The sequence below is a fragment of the Leptospiraceae bacterium genome, from assembly GCA_024233835.1.
GTDB lineage: Bacteria > Spirochaetota > Leptospiria > Leptospirales > Leptospiraceae > JACKPC01.
Window position 1 is genome coordinate 385138 of record JACKPC010000004.1, and the last position, 17588, is coordinate 402725.

A 17588-nucleotide genomic window follows, 5' to 3' on the forward strand; every position below is an offset into this window, starting at 1 on the left:
GATGGAAGAAAAAAATCAATATATTCTATTGCAGGATAATAATCGTGATCTGGCGCTATGTATTGATGCTATATCCAAAAAACAAAAATTCAAACGCAATCAAATTCAAAATATTGAATCTATCTTTTCCGGTGAACTGGCTGATTATCTTTTAGGCATAATTGAAACCCAACCCGATAGAATTTTCGTTATCTCCGGTCCAAAAATATTTGCCAGTAAATATCTCTTACCATATCAGGAGTAATCATGAAATACCAGGAACAAATCTTTGATTGCAAGGATAGCGATAAAAAAACCTTCAGTTCCTTAAAATATGGAGAAGAAATTTTACATTTTATTAAACAGCTTGATAAATTGATATTAAAACAACAGGAAGCATTAAATCAATTAAATCTGGAAGTAGATAAGGATGAGATATTCGATAACTTATACAGAAGTAACCATATCCTTTATGGCATGGCTAAAATTTATGAGATTCCTAAAATAGAGCATCTTTTAGAAATTTTGGATTTTATTTTTGACCTGGCTCGACGGAGCAAGACTACCGAAATTTATTCTCTGGGATATCTAATAACTTTATTCCACCAAAAAATTCTTGATCTTGTAGCTGAATTACAGCATTCAAATACTATATCTATTGATGTATCCGACTTAATAGAGGAGAGTAAAAACTATTTATTATCTCCTTTGAACCAATGGACAGAATCACCGTTTCAGGAAGTAGTTTCGACACCGGTATCTGAGAGTCAAGCAGAAAAAGTAGAAACAGCAGAAGAGCCCATTCAGCCTCCAATTCAAGTATTAAATAATATTCTAACAAGTAGTACTATTGAAATTCCTTATGATGATGAACCGGAACCTTTAAATGTGCCTCTGGATAAACTGGGAATGATTAGCGAGTTTTATGAAGAAAATATGGAAATTTTAGGAAACTTTGCTAACTCTCTTCTTGAGATTGAAAATTCTGATGATCAGACGGAGTTAATCAATTCTTTATTTCGCATGATTCATACAGTAAAGGGAGGTGCACGACTACTGAATATTAAGAAATTAGAATGTCTTTCCCATTCAATGGAAAACTTACTTGATCTTATTCGACAAAGAAAACTATTCATTACATCAGAAGCTGTTGATTTATTACTGGACTGTAAATCTGCTCTTACGGAAATGATGGAAGAAACAGCCTCTCGGGGCCCGTTTAGTACACGTATTCGTCCTTATATAGAACGCTTGCAGGCTTTGATTAACGGAAAAAGCCAGGCTTCTTCTTCCACATCATCACAGGCACAGGTTCCGACCTCTCCTTCGACTCCTTCAATAATACAGAATAATACAGAAAAACCTACATCAGATAAAGATAAGGGAAAAAATGCAGAATCTCTCAGAGTGAGTTCCGAAAAATTAGATGAAGTATTGAATACGGCATCAGAGATTTTTATAGGAAGAATTCGATTTCAAAATGAAATTTCTGCTATTCATAATTTTACAAAATCCTTCAAATCCACTCTGGATAGAACTTCAGAACTTCAGAAATCTCGCATATTAGCAAAAATGGAAATTCATATTCCGGAATTTGCCGAGGAAATAAAACGATTCATCGACTCCGGTAAAAAGCATAGTCGAAGTGTGGAAACACTATTATCGAACCTCTTCTCAAAGGTAGTAACTCGAATCATGCCGGAAAACACGGGCATGGAAATGTCTCTACACGAAGAACTGAATCTTAACTACTTAACAATAGTCGAAATTCAAAAACAACTTCAGAAAAATTTGGAAACTCTGGAGCAATTATCAACCAGACTGCAAAATGGTGCCATGAGCTTTCGGATGGTTCCCATTTCCAATTTATTTGAACGCTTTCCACTACAATTACGTGATATGGCAAAAATGGTAGGGAAAAAGATTAAAGTAAATATCATAGGAGGGGATACAGAACTTGATAAAGTTCTTATAAATAAACTGGCAGATCCGCTTCTTCACATGTTAAGGAATTCCATTGATCATGGAATTGAGTTTCCGGAAGACAGGGCTCAGGCAGGAAAACCCGAAACCGGAACGATAACACTTGAAACCTATTATCATGGTTCCTATGCAGTAATAGAAATTCGTGATGATGGAAAGGGGATTGATGCAGATCGTATATTAGAAAAATCTATGGAAAGGGGATTGATTCAAGAAAATCAACAGGGAAAGATTACCAGGACTGAGATCCTGGAAATGATATTCTTACCCGGTTTTTCTACAAATGATAAAGTTACTGAACTATCCGGAAGAGGTGTCGGAATGGATGTGGTAAAAACAGCTATTAATCAACTCCATGGAACTGTAGAAATTGAGAGCCAGATCGGAAAAGGTACCTGCTTTAAGCTTAAGCTCCCTTTAACATTAGCTATTGTTAAAATACTTTTAGTTCAGGAATCCTCTTACCAATTCGCCCTTCCTATCTTAAATATAGTAACTCTGATTACAGTAAAACGACAGGACATTAAGCACATAGAGAATCGTTTAATTATTAATTATCAGGGACAAACAATTCCTGTAGCAAGCTTATCCAGTATACTGGACTTCCCCCAAAGTCGATTTCAAAATGAAAAAATTCATATGGTAGTTTTGAATGAAAATAATCGTTTAATTGGTATTTTAGTAGATTCTGTATTAGGAAGACAGGAGATTCTAATTAAAAGTTTGGGACGTTTTCTTACCAAAGTTCCTTTTGTGATGGGTTGTACTATTTTACGAGACAGTCGCTTGGTTTTAATTCTCGACCCGCGTCAAATTGCAGAAGCAGTAAAACAGTCAGACATGATAAATAAGAATCCGATAGGTTTACCTAAAATTGAAAGAAAAAATCGTCATACCATTTTAATCGTAGATGATTCTTTTATTCAAAGAGAAAATTTAAAAGCCATTTTTAAAAATACAGATTATGATGTGGAAACGGCAGAAAACGGATTTGATGCTCTCAAAACCTGTCGTAATAAAACATATTCTGCATTTTGTGTAGATATTATGATGCCGCTTATGGATGGATATGAATTTGTTGAGCGCCTCAGAAAAATAGATATTTATCGGAATACATTAATTTTCTTAATTACCAGTAAAGATATTGATCAGTTACGGATTTCTAACCTAAACATAACTTCCGTTTTTCAAAAACCTGTAAATGGAGAGGAATTGATATCTATTTTAAATGATCGTCTGCAAAAGAAGGTGGGTATATGAATCCTATATCTAAAAATGCAAAAATATTTTTTTGTATTGAAAACGAAATTTATTGTGACTATCTAAAAACGCATTTTAAAGATCTGCATGAGTTTTTTATTGATTATGAACAACTCGCCTATCAGGTTTCGGAAGATCCGCAGGGGATACTTATACTACAATCAGATAGTCGAGAATATGATATTATTGAAATGTGCAAAAATTTAAAACGTCTATTTGCTAATAATATAAAGATTCTATTACTTTCCTCGGATTATCAAGTTTATGAATATGCTCAAACAGCTGTAGACTCTTTTTTACAATTTCCAATATCCAAACCAGAGCTGATGCATGCCATCAGTGAACTATCCGAGAAAAAGAGAAAAATTCTATTAATAGATGATTCGAAATTAGTACATAAACATATTTGCCCTCCTTTAAAGGAAGAAGGTTATGAAGTTTACTCTGCGATGGATGGCCAGGAAGGTCTGGAAATGGCAGAGAAAATTTTTCCTGATTTGATTATATCTGATATTGAAATGCCCCGCTTAAACGGTTTCGAGGTCTGTTTGGCTATCCGGAAAAGTCCTCGTTTAAGTGATGTTCCAATTATCATGTCCAGTACCTTAGGTTCAGCATCGGATCAGAGGAAGGGGTTTGCTGCCGGGGTTGATGAGTATATTACAAAACCCGTAAATATTCCGGATCTCATCAGTCGTTTGGACAAAATTTTTAAACGGAATTTGAGTGGACGTGAAAACATTTTAGTTATAGAACCGGATGCAAATATTGCTCGAAACATTACAAAACCCTTAATTAAGCAGGGCTTTTCTCCAAGAGTATGTGCGAATATAGGAGAAGCTATTAAAATACTCAGACGTTTTACATATCAATTAGTTATAAGTGAAGCCGAATTATCAGATGGCAGTGTTATTGAATTGCTAAAAGCGATGTCAGTTTTGCCCAAAAATCAGAATAGTATTCTTCTGGTAATTACTGACCAAAACAATCAAACAGAAGTCAAGATGGTAATGCAGGCAGGAGCAAAAGGAGTCATTCTAAAACCTTTTACCCAGGATAACCTTCTTGTACATGTAGAACGAAGTATTGCAAATAAAAAAGTAGAATTAGAAAAAGCTCAAATAGAAAAATATATATCAAAAGCTTCCAGAAAAATGGCTCTGGAAAAATCGATACTTTCAGGTTCAGAAAGTACCAGTAGGGCTTATCACAAAAATGTAACTATCTTCTTCAGTGATATAAAAAATTTTACAAGCCGTTGTGAACGATATTCTCCTAAGGAGATTGTGCAACAAATTAATGCTTTATTTTCTGCGATGACCCAGGCCATTCAAAAAACCGGTGGTGATGTGGATAAATTTATTGGTGATGCCTGCATGGCTTTTTGGATGGAGGATGATTTAGATAAATCTTCTTTCGCTGCCCTTGGATTTATGGCTCAAATCCATGAAGAATTAGAAAAGCTTAATGATACAAATCCTCAACTAAAGCAAGATCCAATAAAACTCCGAATGGGACTCAATACGGGTCAGGCAATATTATGCGACATTGGGGCTGCTGAGTCCCGTATCGACCTTACTATTATAGGTGACACAGTCAATCTGGCAGCTCGTTTAGAGTCTGCTGCCAAACAATACGGCCTGGATAACCTGGTGAGTGAATTTTCCTTACATCCACATTTTGAACACTTTTCCGCAAGACCCATAGACCTGGTGAAAGTTAAAGGAAAAGAGAAACCGGTAGAAGTATATGAACTTATGGGAACTATCGATTCGATTCAGCCGGAACAGAAAACATTAATCCAAGTTTTTAGCCGGGCTATTGCTGAATACAGGAACGGAAATTTTAAAGCTGCCCTGGAGTTTTTTTGCCAGACATTACCCTTAGAGCATCATCCTGAAGAATTAAATCCATCTTCAGTAATGATAAAACGCTGTGAACAACTACTGGAAACTCCCCCGGAAAACTGGGATGGAATCTGGACTTTAACCACCAAGTAGGTCACTGTTTAGTTATTAGAGATTAGTAATAGTTCTCAGAACTGTTATTCCTTTTAGAAATCTAAGCTTTCAAATAAGATCTTTATTTCTTTAATCTTTTATTCTTTTTCAAAACCTAAAACTACATTGAGAAAGCCTCCGGTAAACCCATCTTTTCAAATTCCTGGAAATATACTATACCAGTTTCATGAATACAGCACAAAACTGGAAAGAACATATAGAAAATTCATAATCCGGATTACAAACCGGCAGGTTGGACTCCTCGTGCTCTTGTAGGCAAAAAGTGGTATCTCTTGCCCGCCTGCTTCTTCTTAATCATCCCCCATTCCATCACTATTCATTTCTTTATTCTGCTTCTCCAGTGCAAATTTGAATTTTTCTTCAGTGAATGGAGAGCACTCTTCAAAATCTAAAGGTTCTTTAGAGACTTTATCAACAAAGGCAATATAACCACCTTTTTTCGTAAGGAAATAGGTACCTGAATCTGTTTTGAATACATCATTTTCTAAATCCAGAACATATTTCGAAGGTTTATCTTTTTTATTAAAAGAAAGGGATACCCTGTCTGAACTAAACTGCAACCTGACAGGATCTGATCCACCATAATAACATAATAAATCTTTACCAAAAATAGTAGAAAGTTTTTGTTTTTCACCTTCTCCGGCTGGATTTGCTGAAACGGGCTCAGTCTGCGGATTTGTTTCAGGCTGTGTTACTTCTGACCTGCCTTTCTTTTTTAGTGATTTTTCCTTTTTGCAAAATGGAAAGACTACCAAAACCAATAAAATTATTATCAAATTAAATTTTGTCATAAAAATATTAAATTCAAAAAATAATTCGATTACAGTCAATTCTTTTATACTCACGGCATAATGGTTTTTGGTTAATATTTTAAGCTGATAATCTTCTTACGCATAAACTTCCGGAGCCTGTCTAAGAATGAAGCTACAGGCTCTTGCAGCTTGCTTTTCTGTAATAGATAAACTTATTACTGTAAGACTGTCCGGCTAACCGGCTTTGCTCTAAGCTCCTTAAGAGCGTAAAATAAAATCAATTCTTTTCCATAAAAAAAGCCTTGTAATAAATCCGAGACTAAAATCAGGTTTGGAACTATGGCAATTTTATTAGAAACAAATGGTATCCCACGAGAAAAAAGTATTATCAGCAAGGAAGAAGCCCTGTCTATTTTGGATGGCACTGTAGATCTTACCACCGCCCTGGATAGAGCCTATACTTTCCGAAAAAAATATTTCTCTAAAACTGTACAAATTCATATTCTCGATAACATAAAAAATGGTTATTGTCCGGAAGACTGCGGCTACTGTGCCCAGAGAAAAGATGCCAATTCCGGGGTACAAAATTATCCACTAAAACCAGTAGAAGAAATTTATAAAGAAGCTGTAGAAGCTAAGGAAAATGGAGCCTATCGTTTTTGCATGGTGACTTCCGGTACAGGCCCCGGTTCAGCCTATCTCGATAAAATTATTCCCGTAATTGAAAAAATCAATACAGAACTGAACATGAAAGTCTGCCTATCCGCCGGTTTCTTAGATGAAGAAAAAGCTCTAAGGTTAAAAAATGCGGGATTAGATAGATACAATCATAATATAAACACATCTGAAGGTAATTATTCTAATATTTGTAGTACCCATGGATATGGAGACAGGCTTGAGACACTTGAAATTTTGAAAACCACCGGTATAGGGATTTGTAGCGGTCTGATTGTGGGTATGGGAGAAAGTTTCGAAGAAATGATAGATCTGGCTTTTGAACTAAAGCGTCTCGGAGCACAATCTATCCCTGTGAATTTCTTTATTCCGGTTGCAGGACATGCCATTAAGAATTTGAATCAACTAAACCCGGAACTTTGCATTCGTATTCTTTGTGTATTTCGATTGGTCAACCCGGATGCAGAAATTCGCATCGGAGCCGGTAGAGAAGGACATTTACGAGGTCTTCAATCTATGGGTTTATATCCCGCAAATTCCCTTTTTGCTTCCGGATATTTGAATGTGAAGGGAAGTGAAATGCACGAAACGGTAAAAATGATCCGGGATGCAGGCTTTGAACCGGAATTAGAAAGTGGGAAACTTTCTGACTACGAGGAAGAAAATCATCTTTATTCCGAAGAGAATATAAAGAATTTGTATAAATATCGCGCTGAATAAAATAAACTAAGAGAGGTACAGAATGAGTGCAGAAAGGCTTCCGCTGGGAAAACAAATCGCGTATGCAATCGGTCAGTTTGGCTGGTCTACCCTGATAAATATTGTAGGAATACAATTATTGTATTTTTATATTCCACCTAATGATGCAGGAATTCCTTTTTTTATTACCCAGCAGACATTTCTGGTTGTTTTAAATGCAATCGTCCTCTTAGCAGCAGCCGGAAGACTCTGGGACGCTGTAACCGACCCCCTAATTGCAAGTTTAAGCGATCGCTGGAAAGGAAAAGGCGGAAGAAGGATTCCTTTTTTAAAAGCGGGCGCTGCACCGGCAGCTCTCTTTTGTGTACTTCTTTTTGTTCCGATAAATTCGGGAGTTAGTAGCTTAAATATTGTCTGGCTTTTTATTATTCAGACGTTCTTTTATCTATTCATTACGGTTTATGTAACTCCGTTTTTTGCTCTTCTTCCCGAACTCGGGCATAGTCCGGAAGAAAAGCTAAACTTATCTACCTGGATCTCCATCACCTATGCCCTCGGAATCATGCTGGCTTCTCAGGTTCCTACCATAGGAGGACTTTTACAGTCTTCTCTGGGCCTGCCTGATAAAGTTACCGGGATACAATATTCCATTTCCATTTTAAGTTTTATAGCGATGCTCTTGATGCTCGTTCCGGGGTTCATGATTGATGAGAAAAAATATTGTCACTCGGTTCCTTCTGATGTACCGCTCATGCAGGCTTTAAAAATTACCTTTAAGAATAAAAGTTTTATTTATTATGTGGTAGCAGACTTTTCTTATTTCATGTCTCTTTCTATCGTAATGACCGGACTTTTATACTACATTACTGTTCTTTTAGGTTTAAATGCTTCTATGATGGGAGCACTTTTACCCATCATGGTAGTGTTATCTTTTTTGTTTTACCCCTTAGTGAATGTTCTTGCGAAAAAGCTGGGAAAAAAAATTTTAATTAATGGTTCTTTTCTTTTTATGGCTCTCATTTTTTCCTCTATCTATTTCTTTGGAAAAATCTCCTTTTTATCCAATGAATGGCAGGCATATACTTTTACGATTCTCTATTCTATTCCAATTTCTTTCTTAGGAATATTACCGAATGCAGTATTAGCTGATATTGCCGAACACGATGCTTTAAAAAACGGAGTCCGGCAGGAAGGGATGTTTTTTGCAGCCAGAACCCTTATGCAGAAATTCGGGCAAACATTCGGTGTGCTGGTATTTGCAGCTTTGACAACTTTTGGAAAAGATAAAGGTGATGATTTAGGAGTTCGAATCAGCGGAATCATTGGTTTTCTCCTCTGCCTTTTTGCCGGTTTATACTTTTTCAAATATCAAGAAAAGGAATTATTAGAGGAAACAATCAGCCTACAATCTTCACAGGGGAAAGAATAGATTTGACCGTAAGCATTGTTTATAAAATTTGTAATAGTGAGCCGGGAGTTGGTGAATAAATATGAAATTCAGAATAGAAATTAATAAGCTTAAAAATGGTTATATTGAGGCAAAACTCATAGATACGATCACAAATCATCCTATAGAATTTAGAATTTGTGATTCTGAATACTACGTTCAGACACAAATTGCAGATTGGCAGAAAAGGTTCCGGATGAATGAGCCTATAGAAGAGGATGATGAAGAAATCTAGGCTATTAACCCTCCTTGTTCTAAGTTTATTTTTCATATCCTGCGGCACTTTTAACCGCAGAAGAGAGCTTAATTATCACAGTAACAGGTTTGAATGTGTATCTGAACCCGGCTGGCGATATGAAAAAAAGAAGTATGAGAAATATCTTATCGCCTGGACCGGATTTAAAGAAATCTACAATAAACAGAATCAGGACATAAAGAAACTGGATGCTGTAATTGTAGGAGACAGCCTGGTGCATCTTTTTCACGATGCTCTTTTAATCAAAGAATTTCCGGGTATAGCGATATACAATCGAGGAATCGGTGGAGATATGACCGATCTCCTTCTGAGTCGGATAGAAGAGAATGTTCTAAGTCTGAATCCTCCCCTAATTATCATTGAAATTGGTGGAAATGACCTCATACAGGGACGTTGCCTTTCCAACATCGAGGAAAATGTAATAAAAATTGTGAATCTAATTCATGAGAAAAATAAAAAAACGAAAATCCTTTTTCTTTCGATTCCGCCCACAGATAGTAAACATTTAAATTCTATCACCCCGGTGTACAATCTATTTTTGCGAAATCTGGCTGAAAAAGATCCTATGGTTTCCTATATAGAACTCTGGGCCTATATGAGGGATAAGGATCTTCCCACAATAAAAAAAGAATATATAAGACCTAAGGACAAGATTCATTTTAATGAGGCCGGATATGCACTCTGGGGAGAATTAATACGGCCTTATTTGAAACAGAAATAAAAGGAGAAATTCAAAATGCAGTGTAAAACGTTTTGCGGAACCGACATCACAAGGATAGAAGAAGAGATTAACGGATTTTTGTCTTCTTTGCAAGGGGAAGTTTCTTTCGTAAGTCAGAGCCAGGGAGAATCTGACTACGGTCATTTATATACCCTTTCTGTATGGTATACAGAAGAGAAAGCAAAGAAAGTTTCTAAGAAAAAAGCCAGTAAAAAGAAAACAGCAAAAAAATAAATGGAAAATTTATTTTTCTGGAAAGTAAGCGAATCATCAATGGTTCGCTTGCGATGAAAGAAAAACTCCCGACTTTTTGAGGGAATACTAAAATTCTAATATTTACATTATGCCCGCACTACTCATCATCAGCCAGCAAAAGAATGCAGAAGTCTTTCACGAAATTTTCCTTGAACTACCGGGAAAGATTTCCCTTTCATCCAGTAGGCAGGATGAGAAAGTTTTTGCTCATACCTTTCTAATAGATAAACTACCCACAAGAACGACATGCCTGGAATTTCGAGAAAAACTACAAAAAGAAAATTCAGATATACTTTACCTCCCCGCTCTATTAGAAAAAAATAAGCCTTCTCTTTTTGCCTTTGATATGGATTCTACCTTAATCGAGGAAGAAGTAATTGATGAGCTTGCCAGAGAAAAAGGGGTTTTTGAAGAAGTGGCTCGTGTTACCGAAGAAGCCATGCAGGGAAAACTCGACTTCCAGACTGCTTTACGCAAGCGTTGCAGTTTATTACAGGGTCTGGAGGTTCAGGTTTTTAATAAAATTTATGAACGTTTGCATCCTAGAGAGGGCTTGAAGAAATTATTTTCCTTTTTTAAACAAGAAAAAATTCATACAGCAGTATTTAGTGGGGGCTTCGTACCTATTTTAGAAAAGTTTTCACTTGAATACGGAATCGATTTTTTTGCAGCAAATACCCTTGAAGTCATGAATGGAAAGTTAAGCGGTTCTGTCATTGGTGACATTGTAGACCGTGAAAAAAAACGTGAACTATTCTTACAAAGAAGGGATTTTTATAAGCTGGAACCCGGACAAACCGTAGCCTGCGGAGACGGTTCCAATGACCTTCTTATGCTAAATGAAGCCGGACTGGGTATTGGTATTCATGCTAAGCAGGGCCTGAAAGAAAAAATTCACAACTGGATAGATTATTTTTCCATAGACGTTTTGAAATTTGTGTTTTCCGGATGAGTGCTTTTGTAAAACAGGCATTTCCTTACTTACTTATAGGTCTTGCGGGTTTTGGAATCTTTTTTAAAACGTATATCGTTCGTACTTTTGGAAATAATTCTCTATATGGTTTGCAAATGAACAGGGATTCCCTGAATTTTGAAGTTCGGGATATCCATTGGAAGACCTCTGAGCTTCATAAGCTTCCAACGGATATCATTTTTCTATATTTCGGATATATAAAATGTAAAAATATCTGTCCGAATACAATGGGTTTATTATATCGCTTAAAAGAGAAGTTAGGAAATCGAGCATCGTATGTTTTTGTATCCCTCGATCCCAAACGGGATACGAAAGCACTTTCTCTAAAATACCTCAGTGGTTTTGGCGATAAATTTTATATACACGTATCACCAAAAGAAAAGCTATTGAACCTGACAAGAAGTTATGGAGTAATGGCAGATATAAGGGATGGAGAAAAGGATTATGAAATTGACCATACCAGCTTTCTTTTCGTTCTGGACGCAAAAAGAAGAATCCGTCTGCTTTATATGTCCGAACAAAAAGACATTGAGAAGATTGTAAAAGATTTAAATCACCTATAAGAGGAAACACTATGAGTACAATTTTGGAACTATGGCAAGCAAATAGAAAAGATTATTCTGATAATTTTAAAGTTACGCTCTCGCTCTGGATCAATTTACTATTCGCAATAGTTTTTTATTTTACGATTGCTGTACTTCCGGTTGGAGTGCTTTTACTGATTGCTTTTCTTTTAACTCTGGGTTCTACCTTACTCTTCTTTTATTATAGTGATAAACAGATTACGAGGTATGTGAATACACTCATATTAGTATATTACTTTTCTTATTTTGTATACGGCAGTAGTGGAGCTATAGAGATGCATTTTCATTTCGCCTTTACTATGGCTATATTAGCTTTATACAATGATTGGAAACCAATTATTTTCATTTCCCTATTATACGGATTACACCATATAGCCTTTCTTGTTTATGAACCCAGTCTACTATTTAGCCATGTAAGTAAAGGTGCAAGTTTATTTTCCTACTTTGGAGAATTTGTTATCCATGTGATAGCTGTTGTTATACTGGCCATTCCTCTGGCTTTAATTGTATTCTGGGGGAAACGAGCTATTTTAAACTTAGAAAAACAAAAGAAAATAACTGAAGAACAATCCGAATTACTATCTCAGAAAAATATGAATAGTCAAAAAATTGCTTCCGACTTAAATAGCTACATTAATTCTTTGAATTCTATGCTGGAAACAACAGCTCGTTCCGGAAAAGATATAGATAAGACTTTAACTGAAGTAAAAATGAGCATAGACACCCAATCGTCCAGTGTATTCAATATAAATAATCACATGACAGATATACTCAGACAGATTCAAGATACCTCCGAAGAATCACGAGAAATAAACATAAGCACAGACAATATGGAGAAATATATAAAAGATGGAAAGAATAGACTTTCTAAATTGGTTCATCATACAGGAGAGCTCAGCCGTAGCATAGATCTAACCAGTAAAACAGTGTCCGAACTGGAAGAGCAGACACGGCTAATTCAGGGGATATTATCCTCCATCAGTCAAATCGCCAAACAAACAAATTTACTTTCACTCAATGCTGCGATTGAAGCGGAACGAGCCGGTGAACAGGGAAGAGGTTTTGGAGTGGTCGCAAATGAAATTGGAAAATTAGCGGAAGAAACAACCCGTTCTTCCAGTAAAATTTTCAATATTTTATCCAATATTTCTTCCCAGGTTTCTATCGTAGCACAGAATATATCGAAAGAGGTTTTAAATATAAAAGAGAGTCGGGAATATTCAGAACAGGTAATAGATACTTTCGATAAATTTGTAAAAATCTCCAGAGAACTTTCTACCCGTGCAGACAAAATAGATAGTCTATCCAGCCAGGTAGAAGAAAAAGCCTCAGCAATTTCTTCAGAATTAACTAATATATCAGCCCTTACAGAAGAATCTACAGCTTCTATGGAGCAAATATCTGTAAACATAAAATCGCAAATTGCAAGTAATGATACAAATACAGAGATCTCAAGAAAAATTAACAATATTAATCAAAAACTTATATTGGAATAAATGAATATATTAATTATTCAAACAGCTTTTATTGGAGATTTAATTCTCACTACACCCTTTATACGGGAGGTCAAAAAACAATATCCGGACTCTTCTATCAGCCTCATTGTAAATGCAGGCCTGGAATCTATTATCAAGAATAATCCCTATGTGGATGAGATCATCGGCCTTGATAAGAAAAAAATCAAAAAAAGCCAGCTAAATTTTTTCCGTTTTATAAAGGAAATTCGGCGAAAAAATTTTGCTATTTGTTTCTCCTCTCACTTTTCTTTTCGCTCTTCCCTTATTTCTTTTTTTTCCGGTGCAAAAGAGCGAGTGGGTTATAAACAATCCGGATTTTCATTCCTGCATACCAAAAAAGTAAATAGACCTTTAAGGGGTAAGCATGAAGTAGATAAACTATTTTCGTTGTTATATGAAAGTTCTGAGCTATACCCGGAAGAGAGAAGACCTGAAATATACTTCTCCGAAGAAGAAACAAAGCGAATCCGGAATTTAATGAAGGAAAAAGGAGTTCATGAAAAAGAGTTTATCATCATCGCACCCTCTTCTGTCTGGGAAACCAAACGGCTACCCGTTTCAAAATTTCAGGAACTGATCCACATTCTGCACAAGGAAGGACACAAGCTTTGCCTGATCGGTTCACCCTCAGATAAAGCACTTTCTGAAGAAGTGTTAAATCATGAAATAGACGGAGTATTCAATTTTACCGGTGAAACAAACCTAAAAGAGCTGGCTTATCTTATCAGTTCCTCGAAAGCTATTATTTCTAACGACTCTTCTCCTATTCATTTTGCATCTGCATTTAACATCCCTACGCTGGCTGTATTTGGAGCCACGATTCCGGACTTTGGTTATACTCCTCTTTCGGAAAAGTATTATATTTCAGAAGTCTCGAATCTAGATTGTCGTCCCTGTGGAATTCATGGTGGTAATAAGTGCCCTCAAAATCACTTTAATTGCATGAACCGTCAAAATCCTGATGAGATGTGGAAGAATTTTAAGACTTTTTTATAGCTGGTTTTTTAAGTACTTGAATTAATTAGAAGGATTTTAAAAAGTATAAATATCGAGGGTACTTATGAAAAACATAATATTTATACTAATTTTTTTATTCAGCATTTTTAGCTTTCAAGTGTTTCCTCAAGATTTTGAGGATGATACATTCCCTGAGGATCTGGAGAATGTTGTTCCTGAACTTGATACCCTTGTAGAAGAAGGTGAGAAGAAAGAAAAACAAAAGGGTCAAAACGAGATTCAGGATCCGTTTAAGCAAGAAAACTCCACAAATCTGGATGAAAAACAGGTTCCAAAAGAAGACGTTGAACAACGAATTGCCGGTATCATGAAAGATATGGATAAGATACTGGGTGAAATTCAGGATACTTTAAAACCACAGGAAAATATAGATAATAATCAAAAACCTGATAAGAAAAATGAAAACAAGAAAGATGAGAATCCCAAAGTAGAAAAAAAGGAAAAGAAAGAAGAAGCCCTTCCTTCAAATAGTTCCCACCGGTTCCATTATGATCCGGAGCCTGAGTGGGAAGGTGAATACATAACCGAAGTAGAAGGTCTTTAATTCATTTTCTCCGGTTTTTTCTCTTTTTTTTCGTCTTCATTTCCCGGTAATTTCTTTTTAGGAGCTTTTTTCTTTGGTGCTTCTTTACCGGGAAGTTTCTTTTTGGGAGTTTCTTTCTTAATTTCCGGTCCGGCGATAAGCGGTGTCAGGAGTATGATTATCACACAAACGAAAATTTGAATTACTTTATTTTTCATGCTATTCCTCCTCTACTTGAATGGATCGTAGAATACCCTGGATGATTCTGGACTGAACCTTATCAGGTCTTTCGTCTCCATTATATGTACATAATACCAGGAGAGAACCTCTTGCAAGCATATAAACCATCCAGAATCTTCCTTCTGAAATAAATTCACAGGCCTGAACCTCACAACCATTTGCATCTACAAAATTAGCTATTGAAGAGGGATTATAGGAAATCTTATGTCTCGAAAGATAATTTTTCATGACGTTCGTGAGCTCATATTCTCCATCTTTATTCTGAAACGCAGAAACTTGAAGTGCTCCGTCACCTGTGGGATCATAGAAAGCAGGGATTTCTTCAATGATTTCCATTTCCCAGTGTTCCGGATATATAAGACGATACCAACCGGAAGCTGATCGAAAGGTATTATAATTCATAAATCCTAAAAGTCCGAGTCTGAGTTTCCTGTAAAGAAATTTAATCGATAAAGAAGAAGCCAAAAATTAAAATTGGAAATAAACAAAGGGCAGTTCTTTATCGTTTGTGAGAGCTGCAAAGACAAATACAAAAATGATGTACCCAAAAAACTCTAAGGCAGCAGGTATCTTCCATTCTTTTTTTTGTTCGAATATCTTGTAACCAAGAATATGTCCCAATCCGACTGTCAGTAAAACCAGGAGAGCGGTATTCACCATATAAGGCCTGAGTCCCGCCTCTCTCCAGACGAGCATATTTTTAAGCATGATAAATTCTTTTTGTATATTTTCAGCCCTAAACCAGGTGTTTATAATTGCCATGAAGAAAAAGCTAACAATAATGTGGGGAATAAAAAAGAAACGATAGGAAGGAAATGTTCTATTTCCAAATTTTTTCTTCTTAAATTCATTAAAAAGAGATTCAATGACAACCAGAAAACCCTGCACACTCCCCCAGATCACAAAAGTCCAATTAGCCCCGTGCCAGATTCCCGAAAGAAACATAGTAAGCCAGAGGTTAAATTTGTGACGAAAATAACTAACACGGCTTCCTCCAAGAGGAATATACACATAGTCTCTGATCCAGATAGATAAAGACAAATGCCACCTGAGTCCCCAAAACTCCGTAATGCTTCTCGAAATAAATGGAAGCCGGAAGTTTTCAGGTAAACGATATCCCAGTAATAAAGCAGAACCATAGGCCATATCACTATAGCCACTGAAGTCACAGTAAATCTGAATAGAGAAAAGAATAGCTGCAATCCAGGAAGCTGTAGTTCCGTAATTTTCGGGTGACCTGAAAATCAGATCTACAATGGGTGCTGCATTGTCCGAAAGAATTACTTTTTTAAAATAACCCAGGAAAAAATACCGGATAGCTACTCGAAACTGTATATCTTGAAATTCAACTTTCTCAAAAAGCTGTGGTAAAAATGATTTGGCAGTTACTATAGGTCCTGCTACAAGTTGCGGGAAAAAAGAAACAAATAAAGAAAAGCGAATAAAGCTCCTTTCACAGGGAATTATTTCCCGATAAACATCTATGGTATAACTTAAAGATTGAAAGGTAAAGAAAGAAATCCCTACCGGTAGAACTATATGCAACAAAGGAAAAGGGCTTTTAAAACCAAATAATGAAAGAAAAAGATTTATGTTTTCTGAAAAAAAATTATAATATTTAAAAAAACCTAATATACAAACCAAATTTAGGAAAACACTTATATATAAAAATGTCTTTTTCTGTTTTTTTGAATCCGTTTCCGTAATACGAATAGCCAGATAATAGTCAATTACTGTTGAAATAAATATAAGAGCGCCGAACCTATAGTTCCAACTCATATAAAACATGTAGCTCACAATGAGCAAAAAGATATGAGAATAATTTCTTTCTTTCTCAGTATTACCAAAAAGGAAAGGCCCTAAATACCACTTATAAAGAAATACCAGGGCAAAAAAAATGAAATATTCAAAATTTGAAAAGAGCAATGTAGTTTATACTTTATTCAGAATCAGGTTTAATCCACTGAATGCTTCCTTCTAATTTCCAGGGTTTATCCGTATATTCTATAGAACGAATGATTCCATCGGTAGACTCATAGGTCACATCCTTTACTGTATCATTGCCAACTTTATGAAAGCTTACACTGAGCATTTTCTTAAAATCTTTTGGTAGTTTAAGTTTTTGATCACCAAGGCCGAACCTTGAAAGAGTTCTACCGCAGCCGGCGGTGTTGATAAGTAAAATAAGACAAACGCAACTTAAAAATCCGAGTAAAAAATCTTTTTTATTAACCCTGTTATAATCCATGTAAATACCTCCCTTATTAATTTTTTAGAAAAGCAAAAAGAGTCAACCAATTTATAGAATACATTTTCACCTAAAAGGGAAGCTTTTCCGGGTAGGAAGAGTAGCCAATCATATTTTTATCCGGATCTGAAAAGTAGAACGTGTAATCAGTTTTATGCTCAATCCATTGAATGAGTTCTTTAAAATTATACCAGTTTCCATTCCCATCTTTAGCTGAAAAGATAAGGGCTCCCGCAGCCTTAGAAGATGGTTTTCGTTCCAACATCAGGATAGGTTTTTCGCCTTCCTGCTGTAGCCAAACAGAACGAAGTCTCCCATCTGATTCATAAAATTGCTTTAACTTATATAAGCCGGGTAACTTGAGATAAAATTCCTGCATATTTTCAAGGTTAGGTGTAAAAATAGCTATATGGTGCATAAAATATGTATGAATATAGT

19 protein-coding genes are annotated in these 17588 nt (G+C 35.8%); 13 read left to right on the forward strand and 6 right to left on the reverse strand.

Translation table 11 applies throughout. The features are described from left to right. Position 1: 1 nt before the first annotated feature. The 3 genes from H7A25_19715 to H7A25_19725 are packed head-to-tail and all read left to right on the forward strand — an operon-like array spanning position 2 to position 5222. A complete protein-coding gene (locus tag H7A25_19715) occupies positions 2 to 244 on the forward strand; it encodes a chemotaxis protein CheW (protein ID MCP5502135.1) in 243 nt (80 codons plus the stop codon). A gap of 2 nt (positions 245 to 246) precedes the next feature. Further along, entirely contained in the window at positions 247 to 3222 is a 2976-nt protein-coding gene (locus H7A25_19720) for a hybrid sensor histidine kinase/response regulator (GenBank protein ID MCP5502136.1), read from the forward strand. Continuing rightward, the gene (locus H7A25_19725; protein MCP5502137.1) at positions 3219 to 5222 is read left to right on the forward strand and encodes a response regulator; all 2004 of its coding nucleotides are present in this window, start codon (positions 3219 to 3221) and stop codon (positions 5220 to 5222) included. Before H7A25_19720 ends, H7A25_19725 begins: the two co-directional genes overlap by 4 nt. 311 nt (positions 5223 to 5533) lie before the next feature. Here the strand turns inward: H7A25_19725 and H7A25_19730 are convergent, their stop codons facing one another. Beyond that, positions 5534 to 6088, reverse strand: a complete 555-nt coding sequence (locus H7A25_19730) for a hypothetical protein (GenBank protein MCP5502138.1) — start codon at positions 6086 to 6088, stop codon at positions 5534 to 5536. A gap of 246 nt (positions 6089 to 6334) precedes the next feature. On the opposite strand from H7A25_19730, the gene bioB reads away from it, so the two are divergent. The 10 genes from bioB (at position 6335) to H7A25_19780 (ending at position 14683) form a co-directional block, all read left to right on the forward strand. After that, positions 6335 to 7390 (forward strand): biotin synthase BioB, encoded by a 1056-nt coding sequence (bioB, locus tag H7A25_19735; GenBank protein ID MCP5502139.1) that lies wholly within the window; start codon positions 6335 to 6337, stop codon positions 7388 to 7390. 55 nt (positions 7391 to 7445) lie between these two features. Then, entirely contained in the window at positions 7446 to 8798 is a 1353-nt protein-coding gene (locus H7A25_19740; protein MCP5502140.1) for an MFS transporter, read from the forward strand. A gap of 61 nt (positions 8799 to 8859) precedes the next feature. After that, positions 8860 to 9051 (forward strand): hypothetical protein, encoded by a 192-nt coding sequence (locus H7A25_19745; GenBank protein MCP5502141.1) that lies wholly within the window; start codon positions 8860 to 8862, stop codon positions 9049 to 9051. After that, positions 9038 to 9793 (forward strand): lipase, encoded by a 756-nt coding sequence (locus H7A25_19750; protein ID MCP5502142.1) that lies wholly within the window; start codon positions 9038 to 9040, stop codon positions 9791 to 9793. The genes H7A25_19745 and H7A25_19750 overlap by 14 nt, the downstream gene beginning before the upstream one ends. A 15-nt stretch (positions 9794 to 9808) precedes the next feature. After that, positions 9809 to 10027, forward strand: a complete 219-nt coding sequence (locus H7A25_19755; protein ID MCP5502143.1) for a hypothetical protein — start codon at positions 9809 to 9811, stop codon at positions 10025 to 10027. Positions 10028 to 10136: 109 nt separating this feature from the next. Beyond that, the gene (gene serB / locus H7A25_19760; GenBank protein MCP5502144.1) at positions 10137 to 11000 is read left to right on the forward strand and encodes a phosphoserine phosphatase SerB; all 864 of its coding nucleotides are present in this window, start codon (positions 10137 to 10139) and stop codon (positions 10998 to 11000) included. After that, complete coding sequence (locus tag H7A25_19765; GenBank protein ID MCP5502145.1) at positions 10997 to 11584, forward strand: SCO family protein; 588 nt, start codon at positions 10997 to 10999, stop codon at positions 11582 to 11584. The genes serB and H7A25_19765 overlap by 4 nt, the downstream gene beginning before the upstream one ends. A gap of 11 nt (positions 11585 to 11595) precedes the next feature. Then, positions 11596 to 13101, forward strand: coding sequence for a hypothetical protein (locus H7A25_19770; GenBank protein MCP5502146.1), 1506 nt, complete (start codon positions 11596 to 11598; stop codon positions 13099 to 13101). Then, complete coding sequence (gene waaF / locus H7A25_19775) at positions 13102 to 14118, forward strand: lipopolysaccharide heptosyltransferase II (GenBank protein ID MCP5502147.1); 1017 nt, start codon at positions 13102 to 13104, stop codon at positions 14116 to 14118. Positions 14119 to 14182: 64 nt separating this feature from the next. After that, complete coding sequence (locus tag H7A25_19780; protein MCP5502148.1) at positions 14183 to 14683, forward strand: hypothetical protein; 501 nt, start codon at positions 14183 to 14185, stop codon at positions 14681 to 14683. Here the strand turns inward: H7A25_19780 and H7A25_19785 are convergent. The 5 genes from H7A25_19785 to H7A25_19805 all read right to left on the reverse strand — a co-directional run bounded on the left by H7A25_19785 (position 14680) and on the right by H7A25_19805 (position 17568). Next, positions 14680 to 14880 carry a hypothetical protein gene (locus tag H7A25_19785; GenBank protein MCP5502149.1) on the reverse strand — a complete coding sequence of 67 codons (201 nt, stop codon included), beginning with the start codon at positions 14878 to 14880 and terminating at the stop codon, positions 14680 to 14682. The genes H7A25_19780 and H7A25_19785 overlap by 4 nt on opposite strands. 1 nt (position 14881) lies before the next feature. After that, the gene (locus H7A25_19790; GenBank protein ID MCP5502150.1) at positions 14882 to 15304 is read right to left on the reverse strand and encodes a DUF3805 domain-containing protein; all 423 of its coding nucleotides are present in this window, start codon (positions 15302 to 15304) and stop codon (positions 14882 to 14884) included. A gap of 66 nt (positions 15305 to 15370) precedes the next feature. After that, positions 15371 to 16828: an MBOAT family protein gene (locus tag H7A25_19795; protein ID MCP5502151.1), complete on the reverse strand. Its 1458-nt coding sequence runs from the start codon at positions 16826 to 16828 to the stop codon at positions 15371 to 15373. A 13-nt stretch (positions 16829 to 16841) separates the two neighbouring features. Further along, the gene (locus H7A25_19800) at positions 16842 to 17150 is read right to left on the reverse strand and encodes a hypothetical protein (protein MCP5502152.1); all 309 of its coding nucleotides are present in this window, start codon (positions 17148 to 17150) and stop codon (positions 16842 to 16844) included. 70 nt (positions 17151 to 17220) lie between these two features. Then, positions 17221 to 17568 carry a VOC family protein gene (locus H7A25_19805; GenBank protein MCP5502153.1) on the reverse strand — a complete coding sequence of 116 codons (348 nt, stop codon included), beginning with the start codon at positions 17566 to 17568 and terminating at the stop codon, positions 17221 to 17223. Positions 17569 to 17588 lie beyond the last annotated feature (20 nt).